Consider the following 20,860-nt stretch of genomic DNA (forward strand, 5'->3'; position numbering starts at 1 on the left):
CGTTCTTGTTCCTGAAGTTACACATAACTTTACGTATCGATTTTTTCTGTCGGATACAGCTTGTACAGAAAGTAGCTAATCCTACTGCCTTAATAAAATTACTGCTAAGTACGAAAAAGAAGTCATCGATGAAATTAATCGAAGCAAGTTTATTGAAAGACTTTAGTTCGGGGAATCATCGGTAAAATAACTGTGGAAGAACGGAAGATAGTGAGCGGAGCATGACATTTAACAAAGATGTTTATCTCAGAGATAAAAATATAGAAAACTATGAGAAGACTTATTAGATACCATGAATATTGAGAAAACACACAGAGATATTCTGCAAAGCTCTATGGGAGATAACTCTTGACTAGAGGGTATTATGATTCTAATAATGAGAGACTATCGTATGAAGCAGGAGTTAAGCATGTCTGAATTTCAGAGCTAAGCAGGATGTCCAAAGAGAGAATTGAGTTTGAGAGTAGTTTAGTTTTAGAGACAGAAGGGTGCATCAGTTGTTTGAAACGTCATTTTGGACTAAAGTGGAGCAAGGATATGTAGCTTTAAAAAACCGATTTTATCAGGTCAATCTAAATAATAAATTGTTTGATAGTTTTTATTGGAGAAAAAGATATGAATATTAGAGGGAGGATTAGAAATGAATAATGAAAAAATAAAAGTAAGCTATAATAAAATTTTAAAGCTGACAAATGTTTTAATTAAGGAGATTGATTTGATTGAAAACTCTGATATAAATAAAGAGATTTTGCAAATGGAAAATTATATTAGGAACAAAGGTGCTCAACCAGTAGGACCCTTTATTCAATATACAAGAGTTGACTTGAATGGTAATGAGGTAGGAAAATTCGTTGTTAAATTGTTAAAACAAGTAAATACGTTTATACATAATGTTGAAGTACCATATAAAATGGAGTCGGTTATAAGAGTTAAGAACTGTATGTATGCAAGATATATAGGAGAAGAAAGCAAACTAAAGTATGCGTATGATAAAATCAACCTCATAGCTTTTGAAGAAGATATACCGCTAAAAGGTGACAGTTACACCGTATTTGTAGCAAAAAATGATGACAATATAGTCGCGGATGTGTTTATGGAGCGTGCTGACGGTGAGTAATCAAGTTAAAACTTTAAATGAATTAAAGGATAGTAGAATACTTTATGATAAAAATGTACCTGGATTTGCTTACATGATAATAATAATTGTTATGGCATTAATAATTACTATTATAATTTGGAGTATATTAACCCCTAAAATAGATATAATTAAAGCTCCCGGAATGGTTCAAAGTATTAACAAAAACTATGTAATGGTACCATATAGCGGAAAAATAGTGGATATTAATATTGAAGAAGGGACTTATGTTGAAAAAGGAAACGTGCTTTTGACAATAAAAAGTACAGAGTTTGATTTACAGGCTAAACAGTTGGATGGGAAAAAAGAGCTTTGTATGGAAAAAATAAGGCAGCTTAAGAAGCTAGCAGCTTCTATAAAGGATGATATAAACTATTTTAATGAAGGTGATGAAAAAGATAATCTATATTATTATCAATTTGAAAACTACAAAAGTCAGATTGCACAACAGAAATTCGATGCGGAAATGTATAAGTCATATGGTTATACTGATGCTCAAATAGAAAACGAAATAGAGAAAAATCAGAATAAAATAACTGAGATTTATTATTCCACTTTAAAATCAATTGAAGATTCTATCCAACAATACGAAAACGAATTGAGAAAAATAGAGCTCCAACTTGAAGCGGTTGGAAGTGGACAAGAGGAATATCAGGTGGAGGCTAATGCTACTGGAAAAATACATATGTTAGCTGAATATAAGGAAGGAATGGTGGTTCAGGCGGGAAGCGCTATTGCCAATATTGCTTCTGAACAGGATGAATATAAGATACAAGCGTATGTTGATGCTAATAGCATAGCACGAATTTCTATTGGAGATAAAGTCAAGATTGCAGTCTCAGGACTGGCAGAGACTGTGTATGGAACAATAACGGGACAAGTAGTTAGAAAGGATAATGATATAACAACGGACAGTGAGAAAGGAACAAGTTATTTTAAAGTTGATATAATACCGGACAATACATACATAATAAGTAAAAAAAGGTTAAAAGGTTAATTTTTCAAATGGTATGCCGGTAGAGGCACGTATTCAATATGATCAAGTGTCTTATTTGATTATGTGGTGGAATCACTGGACATATTAACAAGTTAGGAGTTAAGAGATGTCAAAAAAATGCTTAATATTAATAATATTATTTTTAAAAGTTTTTATAATGTTTTTACAACCTAATAATTATTATATATTTGCTGAAGAGAATACTGAGATAACAGTGGAAAATGATAATGATAAACTCGGAGAGCTTCTGGAAGAAAAAATTGAAGAAAATGAAAAAGAAAATGAAGAAACAAGCTATATAAAAGTTACCGATTTGGATATAGCAGACTACAAAACAAACATGGAAGTTGGTGAGAAACAACTTCTTGTAGTTACAGTATTGCCGCTTGACGCTACTGATAAAAAAAGTAAGATATTACTCAAGTAAGGAGTCGGTCGCAAAAGTAAATGAGTTGGGAAGGATTACTGTGGTATCTCCTGGTACAACCTGAATTACTATTGAAGCTGCTGATGGAGTAAGTGAGGAATTCAAACTGACGGCAGATTATCCAAAAGATACATATGTAGAGGTCTCAGAATTGGATTTCGGTGATTATAAAAAAGAAATGAGGGTTGGAGATAATCAACTGATGTCAGTAACTGTTTTTCCTTATGATGCAACTGACAAAAACGTAAGATATGCGTCAAGCAATGAAAAAGTAGCTACTGTCAATGGACTTGGCAAAATTATTGCTCTTTCGGAAGGAGAAACTGTAATAACTGCAAAAGCAGGAAATAAGGAAAATTCATTTGTTTTAAAAGTATTACCCAAAAAAGACACCATTTATGTTAGATGTATGGAAAGAAGGCGTGGTTTTGCAGTGAGACAGGTTATAGGTGCTGTCTTGTGGTGCTATAGTTAAGAGTTGGTATAGCATTTTAACGTGGATAGTTACTGTTATAAAAACTATGTTATAGAGTATTGTTTTATCATTAGTCACATTAGGAATTATTGCTAAAGTGAAATAATTTTTCCACATTGCAAAAAAGTAAAGATATTTAACATTTGTGTTTAAACCTAATTAGATGTCAATAAATTCTTTTCATAAATTAGCTTGTTTTCGCTAAATTTTAGAATTATGGTATGCCATCTTAATTTTTTATCGATTTTTATATTATTGTTAGAAGCTAAAAATAGCCGTTTTGTAAAATATCAAGTAGTAATCTCAGAAAATGAGCTAAATTTTATTCCTTTTAATACTAAATAAAAAGCATTACTATTAAAAGAAAGTATATACATTATCTGCAAGATATGTTGATGTGATAAAGTCTGCTTGTTTAATGTATTTGTATAAATATATAATAATAACATAAATTATGGTATTAAAGTTGACGATATAAAAAATAGCATATATTCAAGGAATAACGAAAAAGTACAGCGGTACAGAAGATAATTCATATTACTAGATGTTTTAGAGGAGGATATTTGCTATGAAGAAGTTTGCATTAGTTATAGCAGTAGCACTATTAATGATATCAATATTTTCAGTATTAAATGTATTTGGAGAGATGCCACTTCGCATAGTGGTAGACGGAGATAGATTATTTTTCCCTGATGCACAGCCCTTTATAGATTCCAATGGAAGAACACAGGTACCTGCAAGGTTTATAGGAGAGAGGCTGGGAGCAACAGTAACTTGGGATAGTGCAGCACAGAAAGCAGTTTTTGTAAAAGGGAATAAGAAATTGGTTCTTTATATAGGAAAGAAGGAATATGAACTGGACGGGAAAACACTACAAATGGATACAGCAGCATTGTTACATGAAGACAGAACTTTTGTGCCAGCTCGATATGTGGCAGAAGCTTTTGGGGCTACTGTAAGATGGGATAGTGTAATAAAAACAGTGTATATTGATACGGAAGGAAGAGTAGTACCTACACCACAGGCTACGAAAGATCCTGTGTATGGATGGATTAAGGTTGAAACAAACCTAACATATGTTGAATATAGTATGTCTATTACTTTTTCATCAGATCAGGAATTGATGAAAGCAAGGTTAGATGCAGCTGAGAAAATGTTTGCCGAAAAGTACGGTGAATCTATTGCTAAAGAGGTCTTTCAATATTTAAGACAAAAGAAGAAAAGAGAGGATGATTTACCTTTGAAACAGTATAAAATGGGTAACAAAATTGTAACTGCTGAAGCTGCAGGTATATCGTTTATGTTAGATGTATGGAAAGAAGGTGTAGTTTTGCAGTGAGAAAGGTTATAGCTATTGTCTTGGCTATTTTTTTCATAACTGCTACTGTAATTGCTAACATAAACGCTACAGAAGAAATAACAAGGCCACAACTAGTTGAGTTAGCAAATAAGGAACTCATTTCATCAGGAATTTATAATGAAGAGTATTTTAAATTATCAAATAAAAATGGAAAACCTCTTTCTACTAACCCATATTTATCAGGGTATAGGAATTATATTGTTTATGGGAATCCTCATGGCGATTTTAAAGAAGGTAGATATAGGTATTTAGGTTATACCATGTCGGATGCAATTTTTACCAATTATCTATTCCCAAATGATGTGACTTCAACAACAGGACTTTGGGATAGAGATTGGATTGAAGATCCTAAAAGAGATCCAAATACTAAAATGAGACCAGAAGTTAAGGGAGAGAATGCCTTTGATAACAACCCACTATATGAGGAGAGCATAAGGTTGGGGTTAAAACTAATATCAAGAAAGAATCCTGACGGTTCACTGCTGGATTTCCCTGATGACAAAATTGCAGAAAGACAATGGCACAAATATGTCCACATATACCAGCCGCCCACAAGCGTAAGCTGGGGATGTGGCATTATGTTTCATAACAACGGTAGAAATTATCTGACAGTACCACTGTCGCCGGAAGGACTTAGGGGTGACCTTAGTGTACAATTTGAAGAAATACCGTCAAGTGTTGTAGCTGGTGATAAAGTACAAGTACTTGTACAAATTAAATCTACTTTTAAAAGAGACTTGACTGAAGCCGATGGAAATGCACCGGTTTTTAAATGGGAGATTGTAGATAAGGTTACCAATAAGCCGGTACCTTCAGTAAAGTATTATGGCTATGAGGATAGGGATACCGGAAAGATTGAAATATCGTCGGATGGTGAAACAGCGCTTTTGGCGGAATTTGAGATGCCGGAACATGAGGTTAATGTTAAATTTGAGATAAACAAAGAAGGATCAAATCCCCCGGAAACTTATCTTGATAACAATGTTTTGGATGCGGTGATAACACCGGCGTTAAAAATTAACACCTTTGGAGATATAGAACTTGACTACAATATATTGAGCAGGAAAGTCAGTTTTCCTTTAGCTAACGGCAAGGCTATAACTGCAAAACTTTCAGCACCTACGGGAAGGTTGACAGGAAATGCCTGGGGAGCATTAAATATCTACAATAATTCCATTAACTTGTTCAGAGGCTTTGAAGATCAAACAATAAGAGTGAATGAATCGGCAGGTACTATAATAAAATATCCGGAAATTAGCACAACAATACATAGGAAAGATGCCACATATGATTCAAATAGCAATACTTATGACAATCCTATGGAAGGAAAATGGCTGGACGGACCGGCTGCAAAAACAGCCACAGGAAAGATTACTTTTGAGGGCAGGGCTTATGCCAATTACATATACACCATTACCAAAACTAATGAGGATGGGAGTACATACACAGAAACGAGAACGGGTATTACCAGTGCAGATTTTGATTCCGGTACCGATACAAAAAACATAACGACTAAAATATACAACGGCAAACCTACAATACCGGCAAAGACTTTTGAAAATAAAATAGAGAACAATACACCAAATTATTTACAGAAGAACTTGTGGTGGACAAGCGAGCCTTATAAGTTGGATGTGGTACGCTGGATGTGCCACCAAGATGTAGATGGCTCACTATATGGATGGACGGCAGTACCGGGCCGTTATAAAAGGACTTTTACACAACAGAATAGTGCTGTAGTTAAGTGGAATACATTAAGAACTATGAAAGAGGACTACAAAAGAAGCCGTGAAGCCGCGAGAAATATGGATTACAGAAAATCCGAATATGACAAGGCTGTTTTTTCATCGGATATAGGTCTAAAAAATGTGGATTATCCCATTAAGGCAGGATATTATTTTAACCCTACAGGAACGTATACATTTACTGTTGAAACAGTTACATACAAGCCGACAAAAACTGAAACAAAAGACCACAAAGAAATAGTCGAAGCAGTCATCAATTCCTTCCGCTATGAATCGGATTTAATGTATATAAACAGCAATAATCAACCGGTAAATTTGCAAAACGAATTACTGAGCAAAAGTGGAAACACTTATGTAAGACGACCTGCTGCATTAACAGCAAAAGATCCGACCGGGGGTGACGGTGTGAAGATGCTCTATGTGGAGAAAACGAACTACACCAGTGATTTTGAAGAATTAAAACACAGTGAAAAAAGTGGCGAATACACCCACGAATTTTTCAAGGCGATACTTGAGGGCTATGAGGAGTCCGGTACTCTTGGAAGCAAGGAAAACTACAAATACAGAGAATATATAAAAGACGGACAGAAAATGTACAAAGTTACTGAGAAAACAACAGTTATCATCAAAATTAATCCCGATAATAGAAAGGTATATACGTATATAAACATGCCGGACGGAAAATATACGGTAGCAGCGTGGATTGGGGATATTGCACTGTCTGAAGCAAACAGTGAATTTAAAAAACTTGGCACATTAAAAGGAGTATACAATTTTGATACCATTGAGGTAACTGTAAAGGGTACGCTTTATGATGACCAAAATTCCATAATAGGACGCTGAAGTATAAAAGACAATATATGTACAATCTGTCTTACTAATGATTTTAATTGGCAGTACATTATACAAACACTATAGGAGGTATTTTATGAACTCAAAAAGCTTTTTTGGTATTTTGGCGGCAGGTCTGTTGATAGCAGTGTTTGCAGGTGTAATCATGCCAAGTAAAGTGTTGGCGGAAGCTTCAGGAACGACAGTTGTACTGCAGGTGAATAGTACTAATGCTATAATTAATGGCAAAAGTGTAACATTGGATGTTGCCCCGTATATTGATGCAAGCAGTGGCAGAACATTGGTACCCTTGAGATTTATATCGGAAGCCTTGGGGTATACGGTTTGGTGGGATAACGAAGAGAAAGCTGTTAGAATTTTTAATAAGATTGGTATGTATACAATAGATAGCTCAGAAGGTTCAGTAGAATATTTCAGATCATTGAGTACATATAAATATATCAAATTGACAATAGGTAGTAATGTTGCCGAGACAAGCGATAATTATATAGTTGGTGAATATGTTCCCATAGATAATATATCTATAGAACAAGCACCGGTAATTAAAGACGGAAGGACAATGCTTCCTGTAAGGTTTGTTTCAGAACAAATGGGTTTAAATGTGGAATGGGACGGTAAAACTCAAAAAATAACAATTTCGTCCAAAGGAGAAGAATATGTTCCTGAACTTATTGAAGCTGCACTAAAGATGGTTGCAACACCATATATTGAAGCGGATAAATCAGTAGAAGATGATCGTGGATATATGAAATCTAAACAGCCTGAGAAATTTTTTATGAAGATTGGATTGGGTGGACTTAATTATAATGTAGAGTTAGCTGTTCAATCATCAGAATACAGTGAAGATGTACTGAGTGGAGAGATTAAGGGTTTCAAGGATGATACAGCGTACTTTGGTTATGAACTGGCTAACCAAGGAGTTTATAGGTATGATGGTACTATTAAAGTTACCGAGGAAGGCTTTGTTGTTAACTATACAAATGAAAAGGGAGAAAAGTGTTCCATTACTTTCCCCAATAAGTAGTTTGTGAGATTAAATAAAGGTCTTGGTGCTTTTTAAGCTGCCAGGGCCTTTTTATTTTAGTTCCAAGGGTAAGTGGACTACGTGTTAAATGAACTAATTTCCTCTTATACACCGGAACTTGAATTTGAGGTGGTAATTATCATCAGCCCAGATATTGCACAAGGCGAGAACTATAAGGTTATAGTTGGATCTGACACCGGTGAATTTATTGGAAGTTAATATAATAATAAATGTAAGCGTCAAAGTGTGTCCTGAAGATGAAATTGCGACAAAAGGAGGGGGAATAAACGCAATGAATCATGCTTTGTAGGAGATGAGAGTAGGCCTCTCGAAATCGGTATTCAGGTGCAGGTTTCAAACTGCCTGTAGGTGCTGCAGTCAAAAGCTGTGGTATTGAGCGTTACAGGAAAAGGTTGATGAATCAATCAAGTGCGTACCAGGAAGCTGAATGAAAATGAACAATCGAGGAAGCGTCGTTAATACGTAAATACAGTCGAAACCGGGTGTTTTTGACCACGCGGGATAAATCTGAAGGGAACCTGATTACTGTTCAGATGGCTGTCGGCGTAGAGATTGCAGGAGCTTGGTACAGGCTCTTACAAGGAACAGGAGAAGTCTGTGCTCTAATGTAAAGTGAAAAATCCAAGCGAAGGAATGACAAGGATGAAAGTAGCGATGTAGAGCATAGATGCGGAAGAATTCGTAGTAGTGTAGAAGTTACTGTAATGGTAATGGAGCGAAGGGATTCTGTTATCTATACTTCAGAATTTAAACAACCAGAAATGGGAGGATTTAATGGAAGAAGGAAAGTCGTTTGAGATTTCACGACATCAAGTCCTGGAAGCATACAAACGTGTAAAAGCGAATCATGGTGCAAGTGGAGTTGATGGTGTTAACTTTGAAGAATTTGAAAAGGACTTGAAGAACAACCTATACAAGCTATGGAACAGGATGTCATCAGGGAGCTACTTTCCGAAAGCAGTTAGGGGAGTGGAAATACCAAAGAAAAACGGGAAGAAAAGGTTACTGGGGATACCGACAATAGAAGACAGAGTGGCACAAATGACCGTCCGCATGAGCTTTGAGCAGTTAGTTGAGCCTATATTTAGTAGTAATTCATATGGATATAGGCCAAACCGTTCAGCAATTGAAGCGGTAGCAGTAACTAGGGAAAGGTGCTGGAAAACGCCATGGGTATTGGAATTTGACATCAAAGGACTATTTGACAATATAGACCACGAATTATTAAATAGGGCGGTAAGAAAGCATACAGATAGCAAATGGATTATCCTGTATATTGAGAGGTTTCTAAAAGCAGCAATAAAAATGCCGGACGGGACGATACAGCAAAGGAAATGCGGAACACCACAAGGCGGAGTAATAAGTCCGGTTTTAGCAAATCTCTTTATGCACTATGCATTTGACATGTGGATGAAGAGGGAATTTCCGGGGAATCAATGGGTAAGATATGCAGACGATGGAATAATTCACTGCAAAACAAAGGAAGAAGCGGAATATATTTTAGGAAAACTAAAAGAACGAATGCTTAAATGTAAACTTGAGATACACCCGGAAAAGACTCGCATTGTATATTGTAGAAGTGACAAAAATACAGAAAGACACGAGCACGAATCCTTTGATTTTCTTGGGTATACCTTCAGGAGAAGGTTAGTCAAGAGCAAGTATGGCAACTTCTTCAATGCATTTACTCCGGCAGTCAGCAAAGAAGCAAGTCAAAAGTTTAGGGATAGGATAAGAGAAATAAGAAGGAACAACAAAATAGTATCCATAGAAAAGCTTGCGGAAGAAATGAATCCAGTAATACGGGGTTGGGCTAACTACTTTTCAAAATTTTGTTCAAGGGAAGCAATAAAAATATTAAATTATGTGAATCTCTCATTAATCAAGTGGTGTAGGAAAAAGTATAAAAGAATTAGAGGAAGTAAAGGAAAAGCATATAGATATCTGGCACGTCTAGCAAAATCTAAATCTGATTTATTCTACCACTGGAAAATAGGGATACGTCCGACGATTGGATAACAAGAGCCGTATGATGGGAGACTATCACGTACGGTTCCGTGAGAAACTCGGGGTGAAATTCCCCGGGTTTACTCGACCAGGCCCGCACATGAATGACACAATCATTAATAAAAATGGTTGGAAAAGTTTTGTAAATCGATAAAACTTTTTCAACCAAAACTTAATCTTTAATTTTTACAACCTATGTGCATCTAAATTAAGTTGGGTCTTTTTTCACCCAACCATTCATTGAAAGCATTGGCAATTTCCATTCTGAACTCTTCATCTGACAAACCAAGAGATGTTCCGAGTTCATATGCCTGATCCACAGTATAAGCAAATCTTTCTGCTAATTCGCTGTTCTCATTCTCCATATATGGAAAATGCTCTATTACATAACCAGAATAATCTATATCAAATAAATACCTCTCTATTCCCCCATTAATAAAATACGTGATAAATTTGATCATAAATATCGTATGTTTTCCAACTTTCATTCATCTTCCTCCCACGCATATTTCTCAGGCTCTGTTCTTTTGGATTGCGGTATAAACACCTTAGCAGGTATTTTCATGCTACCAGGCAGAAAATCAGCAAATGTGCTCACATAACCAGGCTTCCCTAGATTAGGGGCTTGACTAAATATCCATGACAAATATTCAAAAGGATTCAATCCATTCTCTTTTGCTGTTTCAACAAGACTGTAATACACCGCGCTCGTTCTCGCACCACCTGGCGTATTACTGAAAAGCCAATTCTTCCGTCCGATTACGAAAGGCTTTATACTTCGCTCTGCTCGGTTATTTGATATCTCCAATCGTCCATCCAGTATATACCTCTCAAGATATTTTCGCTGGGACTGCGCATATTGTACTGCTTTACCCAGATGGGTTTTGGGTAGTACATTTAATTTTCTTATCCAATCATAAAATTCATCTATGATAGGCTTTGATTGCTTCTTTCTTCCTTCTAACCGGGTTTCCGGGCATAGCAATGCAAACTGTTTCTCTAAATGAAACAGTTTATCACAATATGTTACTCCCTTTGCTGCATTAGATGTTGCTTGCTTTTCTTTGGGCAGGGCTTCCATCGCTTCAAAAAACTTTCGCCGTACATGGGCCCAACAACCTATTACAGTAATTTTTTCGGGCAGCTTGTAATACCCGTTATATCCGTCTGCATGTAAATATCCACTAAATTCTTTTAGAAATTCCTCCGGATGTATATGTTTTCTGTCCGGCTGGTAGTCATAAAGTATTATCTGATGTTTTGCCTCCCCGCTCGTTCGGTACAGCCACATGTAACTCTTCGACTGTGCCGCCTTCCCTGGTTCTTTTAGCACCTGTACCACTGTTTCATCTGCATGCAGTACCTCATGCTCACACAGCCGTTTCTTCATCTCCTCATATATCGGTTCCAGCCAATTCTCACAGGCTTTTATCAACCAATTTGACATTGTCTGCCTTGATATCTCAATGCCATTTTGTTTCCATTCCTGCTCCTGACGATATAAGGGAGACCCCATCATGAATTTTTGTGTAGCTATATGGGCAATTGTCTCAGGAGATGCAAAACTTCCCTTTATGACCGGTTCCGGTATATCTGCCTTTACAATGGAAGTATGGTCGGATGTTTTTCACAGTTCCGGCATGAATAAACATGCCTAATATGACGCACTATTACCGCTTTTGCCGGAATAATCTTCAACTCATCACGAGTTTCCTTTCCCATTGTATGCAATTCACTACCGCATTCCTGGCAAATACATCCCTTTTCGGGTAACTTGTGCTCTATTACCTCCACCGGTAAATCTTCAGGAAGTTTATCTGTTGTTAGACGTGTTCTCTTACGGTAATGAGCTTTTACTTCTATCCTTTCTTGCTCGGTAATAGCTAAATTATGAGTCTCTTCCTCTTCATTATTAAAAAGATTGATTTGCTCAATCTTTGTTTGTTCGCCAAGATAACACCGAATTGTTTACGCTTTGAAAGGCGCATTTGTTCCATGAACCATTGGACTTGCTGTTCCAACTCGGCAATCCTGCGATCCTTTTCTTCAATTATACCAAGTAATTTTTCTACTGAAATTTCTTGTCTCTTCATGGGATAATATTACCATAAAAATTACATTAAATCCAGCTTTTTGATCCTTTTTTTGAATTTCTTCTTACGAAATTTGACGCTCTAAAACTTCCTTTCTCCTGAGCTTTTTCTCTAATCTGGCACTATCAATAAGACAAGCTAATTCGTTTACATCAAGAAGCATTGTGGTTGAATCTTCTTCTGTTGGCCAGCGAAATCGCCCTCGTTCTAGCCTCTTAAAGTACAGCCAAAACCCATCTCCATCCCATTCAAGGATTTTTATCCTGTTTCTATTTCTGTTACAGAACACAAACAGTGCATTCATAAACGGATCAAGTGAGAAACTTTCTTGTACCAGTGTTATTAATCCGTTGATAGATTTCCTCATATCCGTTAATCTTCCGCAAAGATACACTGGTTTTTCATTCCATCTTATCATAACGACATCAACACCTGGCAAACTTTTTTCAATAATTCTAAGTCTGTTTCCGTATTTACAGTGACATTACAGCCATTAATTTTAATTTCCAGTGTAGCTTTTGCAGGGTACACCGGTTTCGATGCAAGCTGCATCCATCCACTTGGTACTTCGATTTTGGGTTCTTTTACTTCTTCAACTACTGTACACTTTGCTTCACTGACTTTCTTTTGCCAATAGTAGTATGTAGCTTTGCTTACTCCATTCGTTCGGCAAAACTCTTTGATACTTTGCCCACTTTCAAGCCGGTTTTGTATTAATTGTGCCCACCTAGATAATTGTTGTTCAGTTGTTACTTTTTCCATGTCCATACAATCACTCCGTTTATTCTTTTTTACAGTGATTGTATCAACTATGCAACCATTTTACTATGTGATGATCTATTTGACGGTTACGTACAGAAAAAGCCAATGTGTCTTTTATAAAGACTTATTGGCTTTTTCTATTTTCGGGTTTGTGATCTGTGTTATTTAATAAGCATTTTAAAATGAATTTTTTTGTTTACCAATATATAAGTTTTATTTTAAGGAAACATCAATTCTTCTGTCTTTTTCATTCCACTCAACTTCAGCTCCGATTATTTCTCCAACTGCTCTTAAGGGCAGCATAGTTCTTCCCGATACAATGATGGCAGGAACGTCAATACTTTGTTTTTTATTGTTTACCAAAATATCTTTTTCTCCGATCTTCATACTGACTTCTTTGTCTTTTGCCGATATTTTAACGGTTTTGGATTTGTCGTCCCATTCAACATCGGCATTTATGGCTTCACACAAAGCACGAACAGGAAGTAAAGTTCTGCCGTCCTTGATAACAGGTTTTACATCAGAATACAGTTCCTTTCCGTCTACAAATATTTGTGCATCCGAAACAAAAACTTCTTCATTCGTGTAATCGAACATTACTATATCGTTTTTCAGAACTTCAACCTCATATTCCTCGGAAGTAATTAGGTTACCGCTGCTATCGGAGGCAGTGATACGGTAACTTATCTTGCCGGATTTATCAAATCCCGGGAACGTTCCGATATAATAATTTTCGGTACTTTTATCCAGTATCAACTGGTTTCCTGTGTTGAAAATCACCTTAACATCCTTGTTGTATGCAGGATCGTTTATTTTAACAATCATAGGCAACTGTTCTTTTACACCGATGGATGCAAAATTCCTATGCTGTATTATTGTATCTTTGTCAAAGTTTCCGGAGTTCAAAGGATTGATAACGTAGGGCACACTATGGGCTATTGGGAAGCCCAAACCCCATTTCATTAATGTTCCATCCTTTCGCAATGCTTTCATGCTTGCATATCCAATTTCAAACCATGTTACGTCGTCAAACAGCTTTTGAGGTTCTGTGATAATATCCTCCGGTGAATCAATACCGCATTCTCCAAAAGCATTGTGTCCCCAAACATAGAAGCTGTTGTCCTCTTGCAGTGCAGCATAAACTTTGAAGGCAGGATCATAATGGGCTTCCTTGACTTTATCGAGGAGCTTTTTCGGTTCTTGTGCAGAAATATCCCACAAACTGCTGTCAGCACATAAAGCTATTCCCTCTCTTATGCCGTTGGATGTATAAGCTTCGGCATATATAACATTGTCCATGAATTTGCTGTAGGAACTCATGCCGGAAGAATTGTAATCGGTTTTAAGCCATAATTCACCGTTCTTTTTAATTATGAAGTTTTCATTATAAACTTTAATTTCTTCGATGTTGTCAAAATCCTTAACCAGATTTTCCGCCATAATATCTGCGTAATTTTCTTTTACATTATCAGGTTGAAGATATTCATCAATTGAAAATCCGCTCCACAAAGACCTATCCTTTTTTATTATGCCTAAAAGTCCAAGTATTCCGTTATCAAAAGATTCGACGTCTTCAGTAATTTTTTTCGGTTCAGTGGAAACCGGAGTAGGTTCTGTTAGATTTATTCTCCATACGAGCAGTTCGCCGGAAGTAGATACAGCAAAAACATAAGGATCGGTACATTTTACTTCCTTTATTCCATCGGATAATTTTAGGGGTCTTGACAATGCCTGAACCTTTTCCGGAGCATAAACGATATCGTTATTATTTAGACCCACCCATAGAGAATTGTCATCTTTAATATAGTATATAAGGTGATCGCTTACATAAGCTTTTTTTACATCATCATCAAACTTTTCATACTCGACTTTATAAGTGCCACTTTCATAGCTTGTTTTTTGCTTCCAGAGGCTTCCGTCATAATTTAATTTAAAGTTGTAGCCAACAGTAACACTTGAGGCTTCTATAGGCTCTAAAATATGTTGGTCAGTATTATTCATAAGTTTCCACTTAGTACCGTCAATTTTCTCTATAATTCCATCTTCCGTGATGGTCTTAACATTATCGGAAATCTTTATTACATCAAATTTGCCGGCAAAATTGTGAACAATACGCCATAAAGTATTATCATATGCAAGTGCCAGGCCATTTTTGAACATCTCTTTTACATCTTTCATTAAAATCCTTGGAATGCTGTATTCGGTTTTCGGAGATACCGTTCCTAATCCGCACAGTGAGCCGTCTTGCTTTACAATTAAGACACTTTGCAGTGAACAGGAAGCATACTTTACGTTACTCATAATTTTTTGAGGTTCTACAGGATATCCCTTTATATATTCCGGTATATTGTCATCGCTAAATCCCCATACCCATAAAGTACCGTCTTCTTGAATCGCACAATTTGAACAGTCGGCAGAATCAGCATATATAACATTTTTAAGTACCAGTCTTGTTTTGTATGTACTTGTGTCTTCATGGGAATATTCAATCTGCCACAGTGTCTTGTCCTCTTTAATGAACAGGTCACCTTTAACGTATTTAACATTATCGCTAATTTTTATTTTTTTCTTTTGAACTTCATCGTAGGAAAGGGTATTGGTATTTTCGACAAGGTAAAGCTTTCCGTCGTTATCTACTATCTTTATGAAATAATCGGAAAAAGAGATAGATTTTGCACCTTTATAAATCATCACAGGTTTATTTACTTTTGAAGTGGCATCGAAAAACTTTTGACCTCCCCAAGTCCAAACAGTGCCGTCATTTTTGATAGCCATCAAACCGGAAACTTCTTTAACGTTTTCCATTATTTTTACCGGAATATCACTTGCCGGAAGGTCTACTTCAGCAAACTGTCCGTGGGAGTTTATTCCCCAGGCCCATAATGAACCGTCAGATTTAAGAGCTGTGTAAGTATATGTATATTTGTCGGAGTCGATATCTACAAATCCATCGGCTATCTTTTCATTTTCCTCACTATAAAACAGGTTGATTTTCCATAATGAGCCGTCATCTTTTAAAGCATAGTCACCTTCAATTTTTGCAAACCCATTGACTTTTTTGTCTTCCGAATCTTTTGCCGTCACAAAGCCGAAATTGAAAATACTTAATGCCAAGACTAATGCTGTAACAATACTCTTTACCGAGGTTTTCATGATAACCCCCCCCTTTATAATAACTATATTTAAGTTAATTTTATCAATTATTGTTTGCGAATACAATTACAGTAAAATTAAAATTAGATAACTCTTTTGTATAACTCTGATTTTTCTTAAAGCAATTTTAGGAAAGATTAAACATCGACTTAAATTAATAAAGAAAGTTGAAGCAGTTTGAAAATTTTCAACACCATCATGGTCCAATCCATTCATAGGCTCATTGAGAAGCAGAAATTGAGGCAAAAAGAAATAGGTTTTTGAATCTGCTGTAATTTACATGGAAAACTGGGGATTTTATGGTGGACGAATAAAGGAATAAACCGGATGGGTATATTTTTGTGTATGATATAATGAATTCAGGTGATAAAATATGCAAATTAATCGGCTGATTGAAATGGTTTATATCTTGCTTAGCAAAAAGACCGTCACAGCAAAGGAATTATCTGACAACTTTAATGTTTCTCGTCGGACTGTTTACCGGGATATTGATATTTTGAGCAGTGCCGGTATTCCTGTCTACACCAGTAAAGGCAAAGGTGGAGGTATCAGTCTTCTTGAGAACTTTGTGCTTAATAAGTCAATGCTTTCGGAAAATGAACAGATGGAGATTATTTCATCTCTTCACAGTCTTAAAGCCATTAACGTGAAAGAAGTAGAACCTATATTAAACAAATTGGCAGGTATATTTGGGAAAAGCAGTACCGGTTGGATTGATGTCGATTTCTCACGTTGGGGAAGTGGCACTGATGAAAGGGAGTTAAAACAGCAATTTTTAATAAAAAAATGGTATCCTTTAGCTATTATGGCTCTAACGAAAGAAATACGGAAAGAGTTGTTGAACCGTTAAAGCTTTTGTTCAAAGGCTATGCCTGGTATGTTTATGCTTTTTGTCGTGTAAAAAATGATTTTAGGATATTCAGAATCAGCCGGATAAAAAACCTGAAAATGATAGAAAACTCATATACTCGAGATTGCCCTGAAAACATTCCGATAATGTCAAAGGAAGTTGATATAAAGACGGTCAGAGTAGTATTAAAAATACATAAAAGAATGGCATTTCGTGTATTTGACGAATTTGGCCATGATTCTGTCAAAGAAAATGAGGATGGATATTTTTATGTTACAGTGGATTTGCCGGATGAAGATTGGTTGTACGGATATATTCTTTCATTCGGTGAAGATGCTGAAGTTATAGAGCCTGAACATGTTCGCAGCAATTTAAAAAATAAACTTGAGAATTGTCTGAAAAAATATACTTAATATGACATGCTGTTGTCAGTTTTAAAATGGTACATTAATAGTGGAAATATGGAAACACTGAAGGCGAAAAAATATCGCGAAAACCGTACGGTCAATAACTGCTTAGAGATAAATAATAATTTTTAGAGGTGTATCAATATGAGCAAATTGGATTATAAAAAGGATTTTAAAGAATTGTATCTTCCCAAAACCACTCCTTCGATTGTTGATGTGCCTGCTATGACTTTTGCAATAATAGACGGTCAGGGCGATCCTAATGGAGAAGATTTTGCGTTGGCTACTGAAGCACTTTATAGCTTTAGCTATAAAGTGAAGATGTCTTATAAAAGCAAGGATGTTCCCGAAGGGTATTATGATTATACTGTTTTTCCCCTTGAGGGAGTGTGGGATTTAGTGGATAAAAGTAAACCGATAACCGACAAAAGCAATTTTGCATACTCAATTATGATTCGCCAACCGGATTTTTTAACGGAAGAGTTATTTAAGCGGTTTGTCAATGAAGCAAAAAATAAAAAAACTAATGCCTATCTTGATAAAATAAGATATGCCACAATAACTGAGGGGTTGTGTTGTCAGATACTCCATATAGGAAGTTACGATGATGAACCGGCAAGTTTTGAAAAAATGGAACAGTTTTGCAGGGATAACGGATACGAAAGGATATGCTTAAAACATCGTGAAATATACCTGTCAGACCCGCGTAAGACTGAAGCTGATAAATTGAAAACTGTACTGAGATTCAATGTGAGGAAAATTCACTGAATATAAATTTGGAGGATTGAAGAATGTTTTTTCGAGAGGCAGAAATAAATGACCTTGACAGCTTGCAGGAACTATATTTGCATTTGCATGAGACAGAGAAACTTCCCGAAAGTGAAGAACTTAATTTACTTTGGAGTGAAATTATAAAGGATAAGAACTATCATATTTTGGTAGCGGATATGGAAGGTAAAATTGTTTCCAGTGTGACGCTAGTGGTAATAAAAAATCTTACACGGGGTATGAAACCTTATGCCTTGATTGAAAATGTTGTAACACACAGGGAATATAGAAACAGAGGATATGCCAAAGCTTTGATACGAAAGGCTGTTGAGATTGCTCAAAATAGCGGATGCTACAAAATTATGCTTCTTACAGGTTCAAAAGATGAAAAAACATTATATTTTTATGAAAGTTGCGGATTTAACAGAAAAGATAAGACAGCTTTTATAAAATGGTTATAGTAAATGCCGATATGATTAAAAAATATTTACCAATAAAAACTGTCGCACCAGAAAGTGGTATAACTGGTGCGACAGTATGGTTAATATATTATTCTATTGGGAATTTGCTAATCATACCGAGAATTCTTTGCTTCATATAGGCATAATCGATAGAGTTTATATCGCCGTCAGCGTTTACATCGGCATAGGTTAAGTCGATATTGAAAGTTTCTATGCCGAGGATATGTGATTTTAAAAGAGCAATATCGATAGAATCAAATTTACCGTCGGAATTCAGATCACCCACTATGCGCTTTTGAGGTGTAGGCGTCGGCGTATAGTTTCCGGTATCATAGAGGTCTTTTGGCAGTTCGTCCAAAGTAATTACGTACTCACTGTTATATATAGTATTTAAAAGAACAGGATCATTACGGTTCATAAGGTACTCGCCATACCATGGGCAGAAATATAACCACCATGCACTTTCATTGACTATGTTTTGAATATCGGGAATTACGTCATTTTCAGTCAATGCAACCATCTTTGTGTCATTGGTATAATTTACAAGAGTAAGGAATAGAGATGATGCAGCACTTGTTCCCCAATTAGTGGGTGAGCCTTCATATTTATCATAGCCAATTATATCTACATATTCATCGCCAGGATACCATTCATAGGAATTTGCATAGGTATAAAGATTTACTTCCCATATAAGATTGTGAATGCCATAGTCTTCAGTTAAAGTTTTATACAGAAGCTTCCATAGCTCCTTGTAAACTTCTGCACCGGCAGAACCCCACCAGAACCATGCGCCTGAACCGTCTATATTATTGTAACCTTCCGCTTCGTGGAAGGGACGGAACAGAACGGGAACTTTGGCTTCCTGAAGAATGAGAAGCTGTTCTGCAAGGTCTTCGATTGCCATCATAAGGTAAGCATGTTCCTTTGAAGTCTTGTCAAGGCATTTGGCCGTATTAAAGCTTGCTGTGGGTTTGTATGTACATTTTGTCCAATCCACGAATTCGCCAAGTTTGTAATTTGCAAAATCAACGGGAACATTAATATGCCAGCAGGCAGTTGCAATACCGCCACGATTTTTTACCCAATCGATTATACGCTCTGTTGTACCGTCTTCCCATCCATACAGAGGATTGTAGTTCATAAAATCGAAGCCTCTGATAGCAGGGTATTTGCCTGTCTTATCGTAAATGTATTCAAATTCAAGTTCCATATTACCGTTGTTTCCGTTGCCGTAAATTTCCTGCTGACCGGAAATAACGTATTTACCGTATACGCTGGTAAGGTATTCAAAAAGTTTTTTAGTTTCAGGTGTTGCATTTTTATCCGACAAAATGGGGTCAATTTTAAGTTCAGGCATATCGGCGTAGTCAAAAGTTATTGTATCATAAAGTATAAAACCCCAGCTTCCGGATGTTCCGATTTCAATGGTTGTTGTACCGGCTTCAAGGTAAAAGAATCCAAAACTGTAGTCAATCCATTTGCCTTTGTTCGGAATAAAGAAATTACCAAGGGGTTTGCCGTTAATACTGACGGCCTGAAGTCTGGTTTCATTCTCTTTTCCGAGATACATCCAGCATCTTGTAGAAAGCTCATACATAGCATTTTCGGGAACTGTGACCTTTAAAGTTATTGTTCCCGAGTTGGCTACCCATACAAAACCTTCACCTGAATAGCCGGGATACTCGGTGCCGTAAACGTTGGTAGTAATAGTAGCACCGTTGCTGAGAATGCAATCTTCGGCTTCCACTTTTACAGGCAGGGAATTTGAAGCATTAACCGAAGCTGGCACTGATAAAAGAATTGAAAAAACTATTGCGATTGTTGCCAACAGAGATAGTCCTCTGCTGAAAAATATCTTCATAAAATGCACTCCTTTAATAAATATTTTTTTATTATCATTTAAGTAATTTCTAAATAATTTTATCTGAGATATTGTTTGCAAATAATTGTCACGGAGAACCGGATTGTATGTTAAGTGTTGTAATTCAGGTTCAATCGCATTTTTGGGATACGTTCGACAAAAATAAGCTATGTTGTTGAGAAAGCGATGTGGAATGGAACATTACTATAATGAAAGTAATTTGATGTTATGGGTAAATTGCACAGTTTTATTATAAAATATAATGACCCCCATTGTCAAGACAAATTTTTAGCTTTTCTAAGTTAGATTCTCCTTTCTATGTTTTTGTATAATATCTACCTTAAGGTACTCTGTCGGATGGATGTCAAGGGCGAGCATATGCGAGTTCATCTTGCCCCTTGACATCCAATGGTTATATATCCTTTTGATTCCCGGTCTGTTATGACAGACCGGCTGCCTTCC

19 protein-coding genes and 1 pseudogene are annotated in these 20,860 nt (G+C 36.2%); 14 read left to right on the top strand and 6 right to left on the bottom strand.

Features of this window, described 5'->3' with window-relative positions:
* The first annotated feature begins 640 nt into the window (after window positions 1–640).
* The 10 genes from CLOCL_RS04285 (at window position 641) to ltrA (ending at window position 10,055) form a co-directional block, all read left to right on the top strand.
* Window positions 641–1,117: a hypothetical protein gene (locus CLOCL_RS04285; protein ID WP_014254192.1), complete on the top strand. Its 477-nt coding sequence runs from the start codon at window positions 641–643 to the stop codon at window positions 1,115–1,117.
* Complete coding sequence (locus CLOCL_RS04290) at window positions 1,110–2,132, top strand: HlyD family secretion protein (protein ID WP_014254193.1); 1,023 nt, start codon at window positions 1,110–1,112, stop codon at window positions 2,130–2,132. The genes CLOCL_RS04285 and CLOCL_RS04290 overlap by 8 nt, the downstream gene beginning before the upstream one ends.
* 106 nt (window positions 2,133–2,238) lie before the next feature.
* Window positions 2,239–2,559, top strand: coding sequence for a hypothetical protein (locus tag CLOCL_RS04295; RefSeq protein ID WP_027622600.1), 321 nt, complete (start codon window positions 2,239–2,241; stop codon window positions 2,557–2,559).
* Window positions 2,519–2,623, top strand: a complete 105-nt coding sequence (locus CLOCL_RS23770) for an Ig-like domain-containing protein (RefSeq protein WP_148263771.1) — start codon at window positions 2,519–2,521, stop codon at window positions 2,621–2,623. The genes CLOCL_RS04295 and CLOCL_RS23770 overlap by 41 nt, the downstream gene beginning before the upstream one ends.
* A gap of 87 nt (window positions 2,624–2,710) precedes the next feature.
* Window positions 2,711–3,034 carry an Ig-like domain-containing protein gene (locus CLOCL_RS20925; protein ID WP_052306575.1) on the top strand — a complete coding sequence of 108 codons (324 nt, stop codon included), beginning with the start codon at window positions 2,711–2,713 and terminating at the stop codon, window positions 3,032–3,034.
* 568 nt (window positions 3,035–3,602) lie between these two features.
* On the top strand, window positions 3,603–4,373 hold the full coding sequence (locus CLOCL_RS04305; RefSeq protein ID WP_014254194.1) for a copper amine oxidase N-terminal domain-containing protein: 771 nt from the start codon (window positions 3,603–3,605) through the stop codon (window positions 4,371–4,373).
* Window positions 4,370–6,982 carry an Athe_2463 domain-containing protein gene (locus tag CLOCL_RS04310; RefSeq protein WP_014254195.1) on the top strand — a complete coding sequence of 871 codons (2,613 nt, stop codon included), beginning with the start codon at window positions 4,370–4,372 and terminating at the stop codon, window positions 6,980–6,982. Before CLOCL_RS04305 ends, CLOCL_RS04310 begins: the two co-directional genes overlap by 4 nt.
* Window positions 6,983–7,067: 85 nt before the next feature.
* Window positions 7,068–8,015, top strand: a complete 948-nt coding sequence (locus CLOCL_RS04315; RefSeq protein WP_014254196.1) for a copper amine oxidase N-terminal domain-containing protein — start codon at window positions 7,068–7,070, stop codon at window positions 8,013–8,015.
* Between the two features lie 72 nt (window positions 8,016–8,087).
* Complete coding sequence (locus CLOCL_RS22420; RefSeq protein ID WP_169313375.1) at window positions 8,088–8,234, top strand: hypothetical protein; 147 nt, start codon at window positions 8,088–8,090, stop codon at window positions 8,232–8,234.
* 576 nt (window positions 8,235–8,810) lie between these two features.
* Window positions 8,811–10,055 (top strand): group II intron reverse transcriptase/maturase, encoded by a 1,245-nt coding sequence (gene ltrA, locus CLOCL_RS04320; protein WP_014254197.1) that lies wholly within the window; start codon window positions 8,811–8,813, stop codon window positions 10,053–10,055.
* Window positions 10,056–10,246: 191 nt separating this feature from the next.
* On the opposite strand, the gene CLOCL_RS04325 is transcribed toward ltrA, so the two are convergent.
* From CLOCL_RS04325 to CLOCL_RS04345, 5 genes and pseudogenes are all read right to left on the bottom strand, one after another.
* Window positions 10,247–10,531, bottom strand: coding sequence for a hypothetical protein (locus tag CLOCL_RS04325; RefSeq protein WP_014253716.1), 285 nt, complete (start codon window positions 10,529–10,531; stop codon window positions 10,247–10,249).
* Window positions 10,528–12,136: pseudogene (gene tnpC, locus CLOCL_RS04330) on the bottom strand (IS66 family transposase). The gene CLOCL_RS04325 and the pseudogene tnpC overlap by 4 nt, the downstream one beginning before the upstream one ends.
* 64 nt (window positions 12,137–12,200) lie before the next feature.
* Window positions 12,201–12,554 (bottom strand): IS66 family insertion sequence element accessory protein TnpB, encoded by a 354-nt coding sequence (tnpB, locus tag CLOCL_RS04335; RefSeq protein WP_014253715.1) that lies wholly within the window; start codon window positions 12,552–12,554, stop codon window positions 12,201–12,203.
* A complete protein-coding gene (tnpA, locus tag CLOCL_RS04340) occupies window positions 12,551–12,904 on the bottom strand; it encodes an IS66 family insertion sequence element accessory protein TnpA (protein ID WP_014253714.1) in 354 nt (117 codons plus the stop codon). The genes tnpB and tnpA overlap by 4 nt, the downstream gene beginning before the upstream one ends.
* Window positions 12,905–13,111: 207 nt before the next feature.
* Window positions 13,112–16,051, bottom strand: a complete 2,940-nt coding sequence (locus tag CLOCL_RS04345) for a stalk domain-containing protein (RefSeq protein ID WP_014254198.1) — start codon at window positions 16,049–16,051, stop codon at window positions 13,112–13,114.
* A gap of 373 nt (window positions 16,052–16,424) precedes the next feature.
* On the opposite strand from CLOCL_RS04345, the gene CLOCL_RS23020 reads away from it, so the two are divergent.
* The 4 genes from CLOCL_RS23020 to CLOCL_RS04360 all read left to right on the top strand — a co-directional run bounded on the left by CLOCL_RS23020 (window position 16,425) and on the right by CLOCL_RS04360 (window position 18,537).
* The gene (locus tag CLOCL_RS23020; RefSeq protein ID WP_245532842.1) at window positions 16,425–16,901 is read left to right on the top strand and encodes a helix-turn-helix transcriptional regulator; all 477 of its coding nucleotides are present in this window, start codon (window positions 16,425–16,427) and stop codon (window positions 16,899–16,901) included.
* Window positions 16,838–17,314 (top strand): helix-turn-helix transcriptional regulator, encoded by a 477-nt coding sequence (locus CLOCL_RS23025; RefSeq protein WP_245532843.1) that lies wholly within the window; start codon window positions 16,838–16,840, stop codon window positions 17,312–17,314. The genes CLOCL_RS23020 and CLOCL_RS23025 overlap by 64 nt, the downstream gene beginning before the upstream one ends.
* Window positions 17,315–17,452: 138 nt before the next feature.
* A complete protein-coding gene (locus CLOCL_RS04355; protein WP_014254199.1) occupies window positions 17,453–18,076 on the top strand; it encodes a GyrI-like domain-containing protein in 624 nt (207 codons plus the stop codon).
* Window positions 18,077–18,099: 23 nt separating this feature from the next.
* The gene (locus CLOCL_RS04360) at window positions 18,100–18,537 is read left to right on the top strand and encodes a GNAT family N-acetyltransferase (RefSeq protein ID WP_014254200.1); all 438 of its coding nucleotides are present in this window, start codon (window positions 18,100–18,102) and stop codon (window positions 18,535–18,537) included.
* An 88-nt stretch (window positions 18,538–18,625) separates the two neighbouring features.
* Here the strand turns inward: CLOCL_RS04360 and CLOCL_RS04365 are convergent, their stop codons facing one another.
* Window positions 18,626–20,398, bottom strand: a complete 1,773-nt coding sequence (locus tag CLOCL_RS04365; protein WP_014254201.1) for a glycosyl hydrolase — start codon at window positions 20,396–20,398, stop codon at window positions 18,626–18,628.
* Window positions 20,399–20,860 lie beyond the last annotated feature (462 nt).

It is taken from the genome of Acetivibrio clariflavus DSM 19732, assembly GCF_000237085.1.
In the GTDB taxonomy this organism is placed as follows: domain Bacteria; phylum Bacillota; class Clostridia; order Acetivibrionales; family Acetivibrionaceae; genus Acetivibrio; species Acetivibrio clariflavus.

Bases quoted from the DNA above. Each gene is read 5' to 3' on its own strand.
- CLOCL_RS04345 (WP_014254198.1), bottom strand. From the start codon at position 16,051: ATGAAAACCTCGGTAAAGAGTATTGTTACAGCATTAGTCTTGGCATTA.
- tnpA (WP_014253714.1), bottom strand. From the start codon at position 12,904: ATGGACATGGAAAAAGTAACAACTGAACAACAATTATCTAGGTGGGCA.
- tnpB (WP_014253715.1), bottom strand. From the start codon at position 12,554: ATGATAAGATGGAATGAAAAACCAGTGTATCTTTGCGGAAGATTAACG.
- CLOCL_RS04315 (WP_014254196.1), top strand. From the start codon at position 7,068: ATGAACTCAAAAAGCTTTTTTGGTATTTTGGCGGCAGGTCTGTTGATA.
- CLOCL_RS04365 (WP_014254201.1), bottom strand. From the start codon at position 20,398: ATGAAGATATTTTTCAGCAGAGGACTATCTCTGTTGGCAACAATCGCA.
- CLOCL_RS23025 (WP_245532843.1), top strand. From the start codon at position 16,838: ATGGTATCCTTTAGCTATTATGGCTCTAACGAAAGAAATACGGAAAGA.
- ltrA (WP_014254197.1), top strand. From the start codon at position 8,811: ATGGAAGAAGGAAAGTCGTTTGAGATTTCACGACATCAAGTCCTGGAA.
- CLOCL_RS04305 (WP_014254194.1), top strand. From the start codon at position 3,603: ATGAAGAAGTTTGCATTAGTTATAGCAGTAGCACTATTAATGATATCA.
- CLOCL_RS04295 (WP_027622600.1), top strand. From the start codon at position 2,239: ATGTCAAAAAAATGCTTAATATTAATAATATTATTTTTAAAAGTTTTT.
- CLOCL_RS04325 (WP_014253716.1), bottom strand. From the start codon at position 10,531: ATGAAAGTTGGAAAACATACGATATTTATGATCAAATTTATCACGTAT.
- CLOCL_RS04360 (WP_014254200.1), top strand. From the start codon at position 18,100: ATGTTTTTTCGAGAGGCAGAAATAAATGACCTTGACAGCTTGCAGGAA.
- CLOCL_RS23020 (WP_245532842.1), top strand. From the start codon at position 16,425: ATGCAAATTAATCGGCTGATTGAAATGGTTTATATCTTGCTTAGCAAA.
- CLOCL_RS04285 (WP_014254192.1), top strand. From the start codon at position 641: ATGAATAATGAAAAAATAAAAGTAAGCTATAATAAAATTTTAAAGCTG.
- CLOCL_RS04355 (WP_014254199.1), top strand. From the start codon at position 17,453: ATGAGCAAATTGGATTATAAAAAGGATTTTAAAGAATTGTATCTTCCC.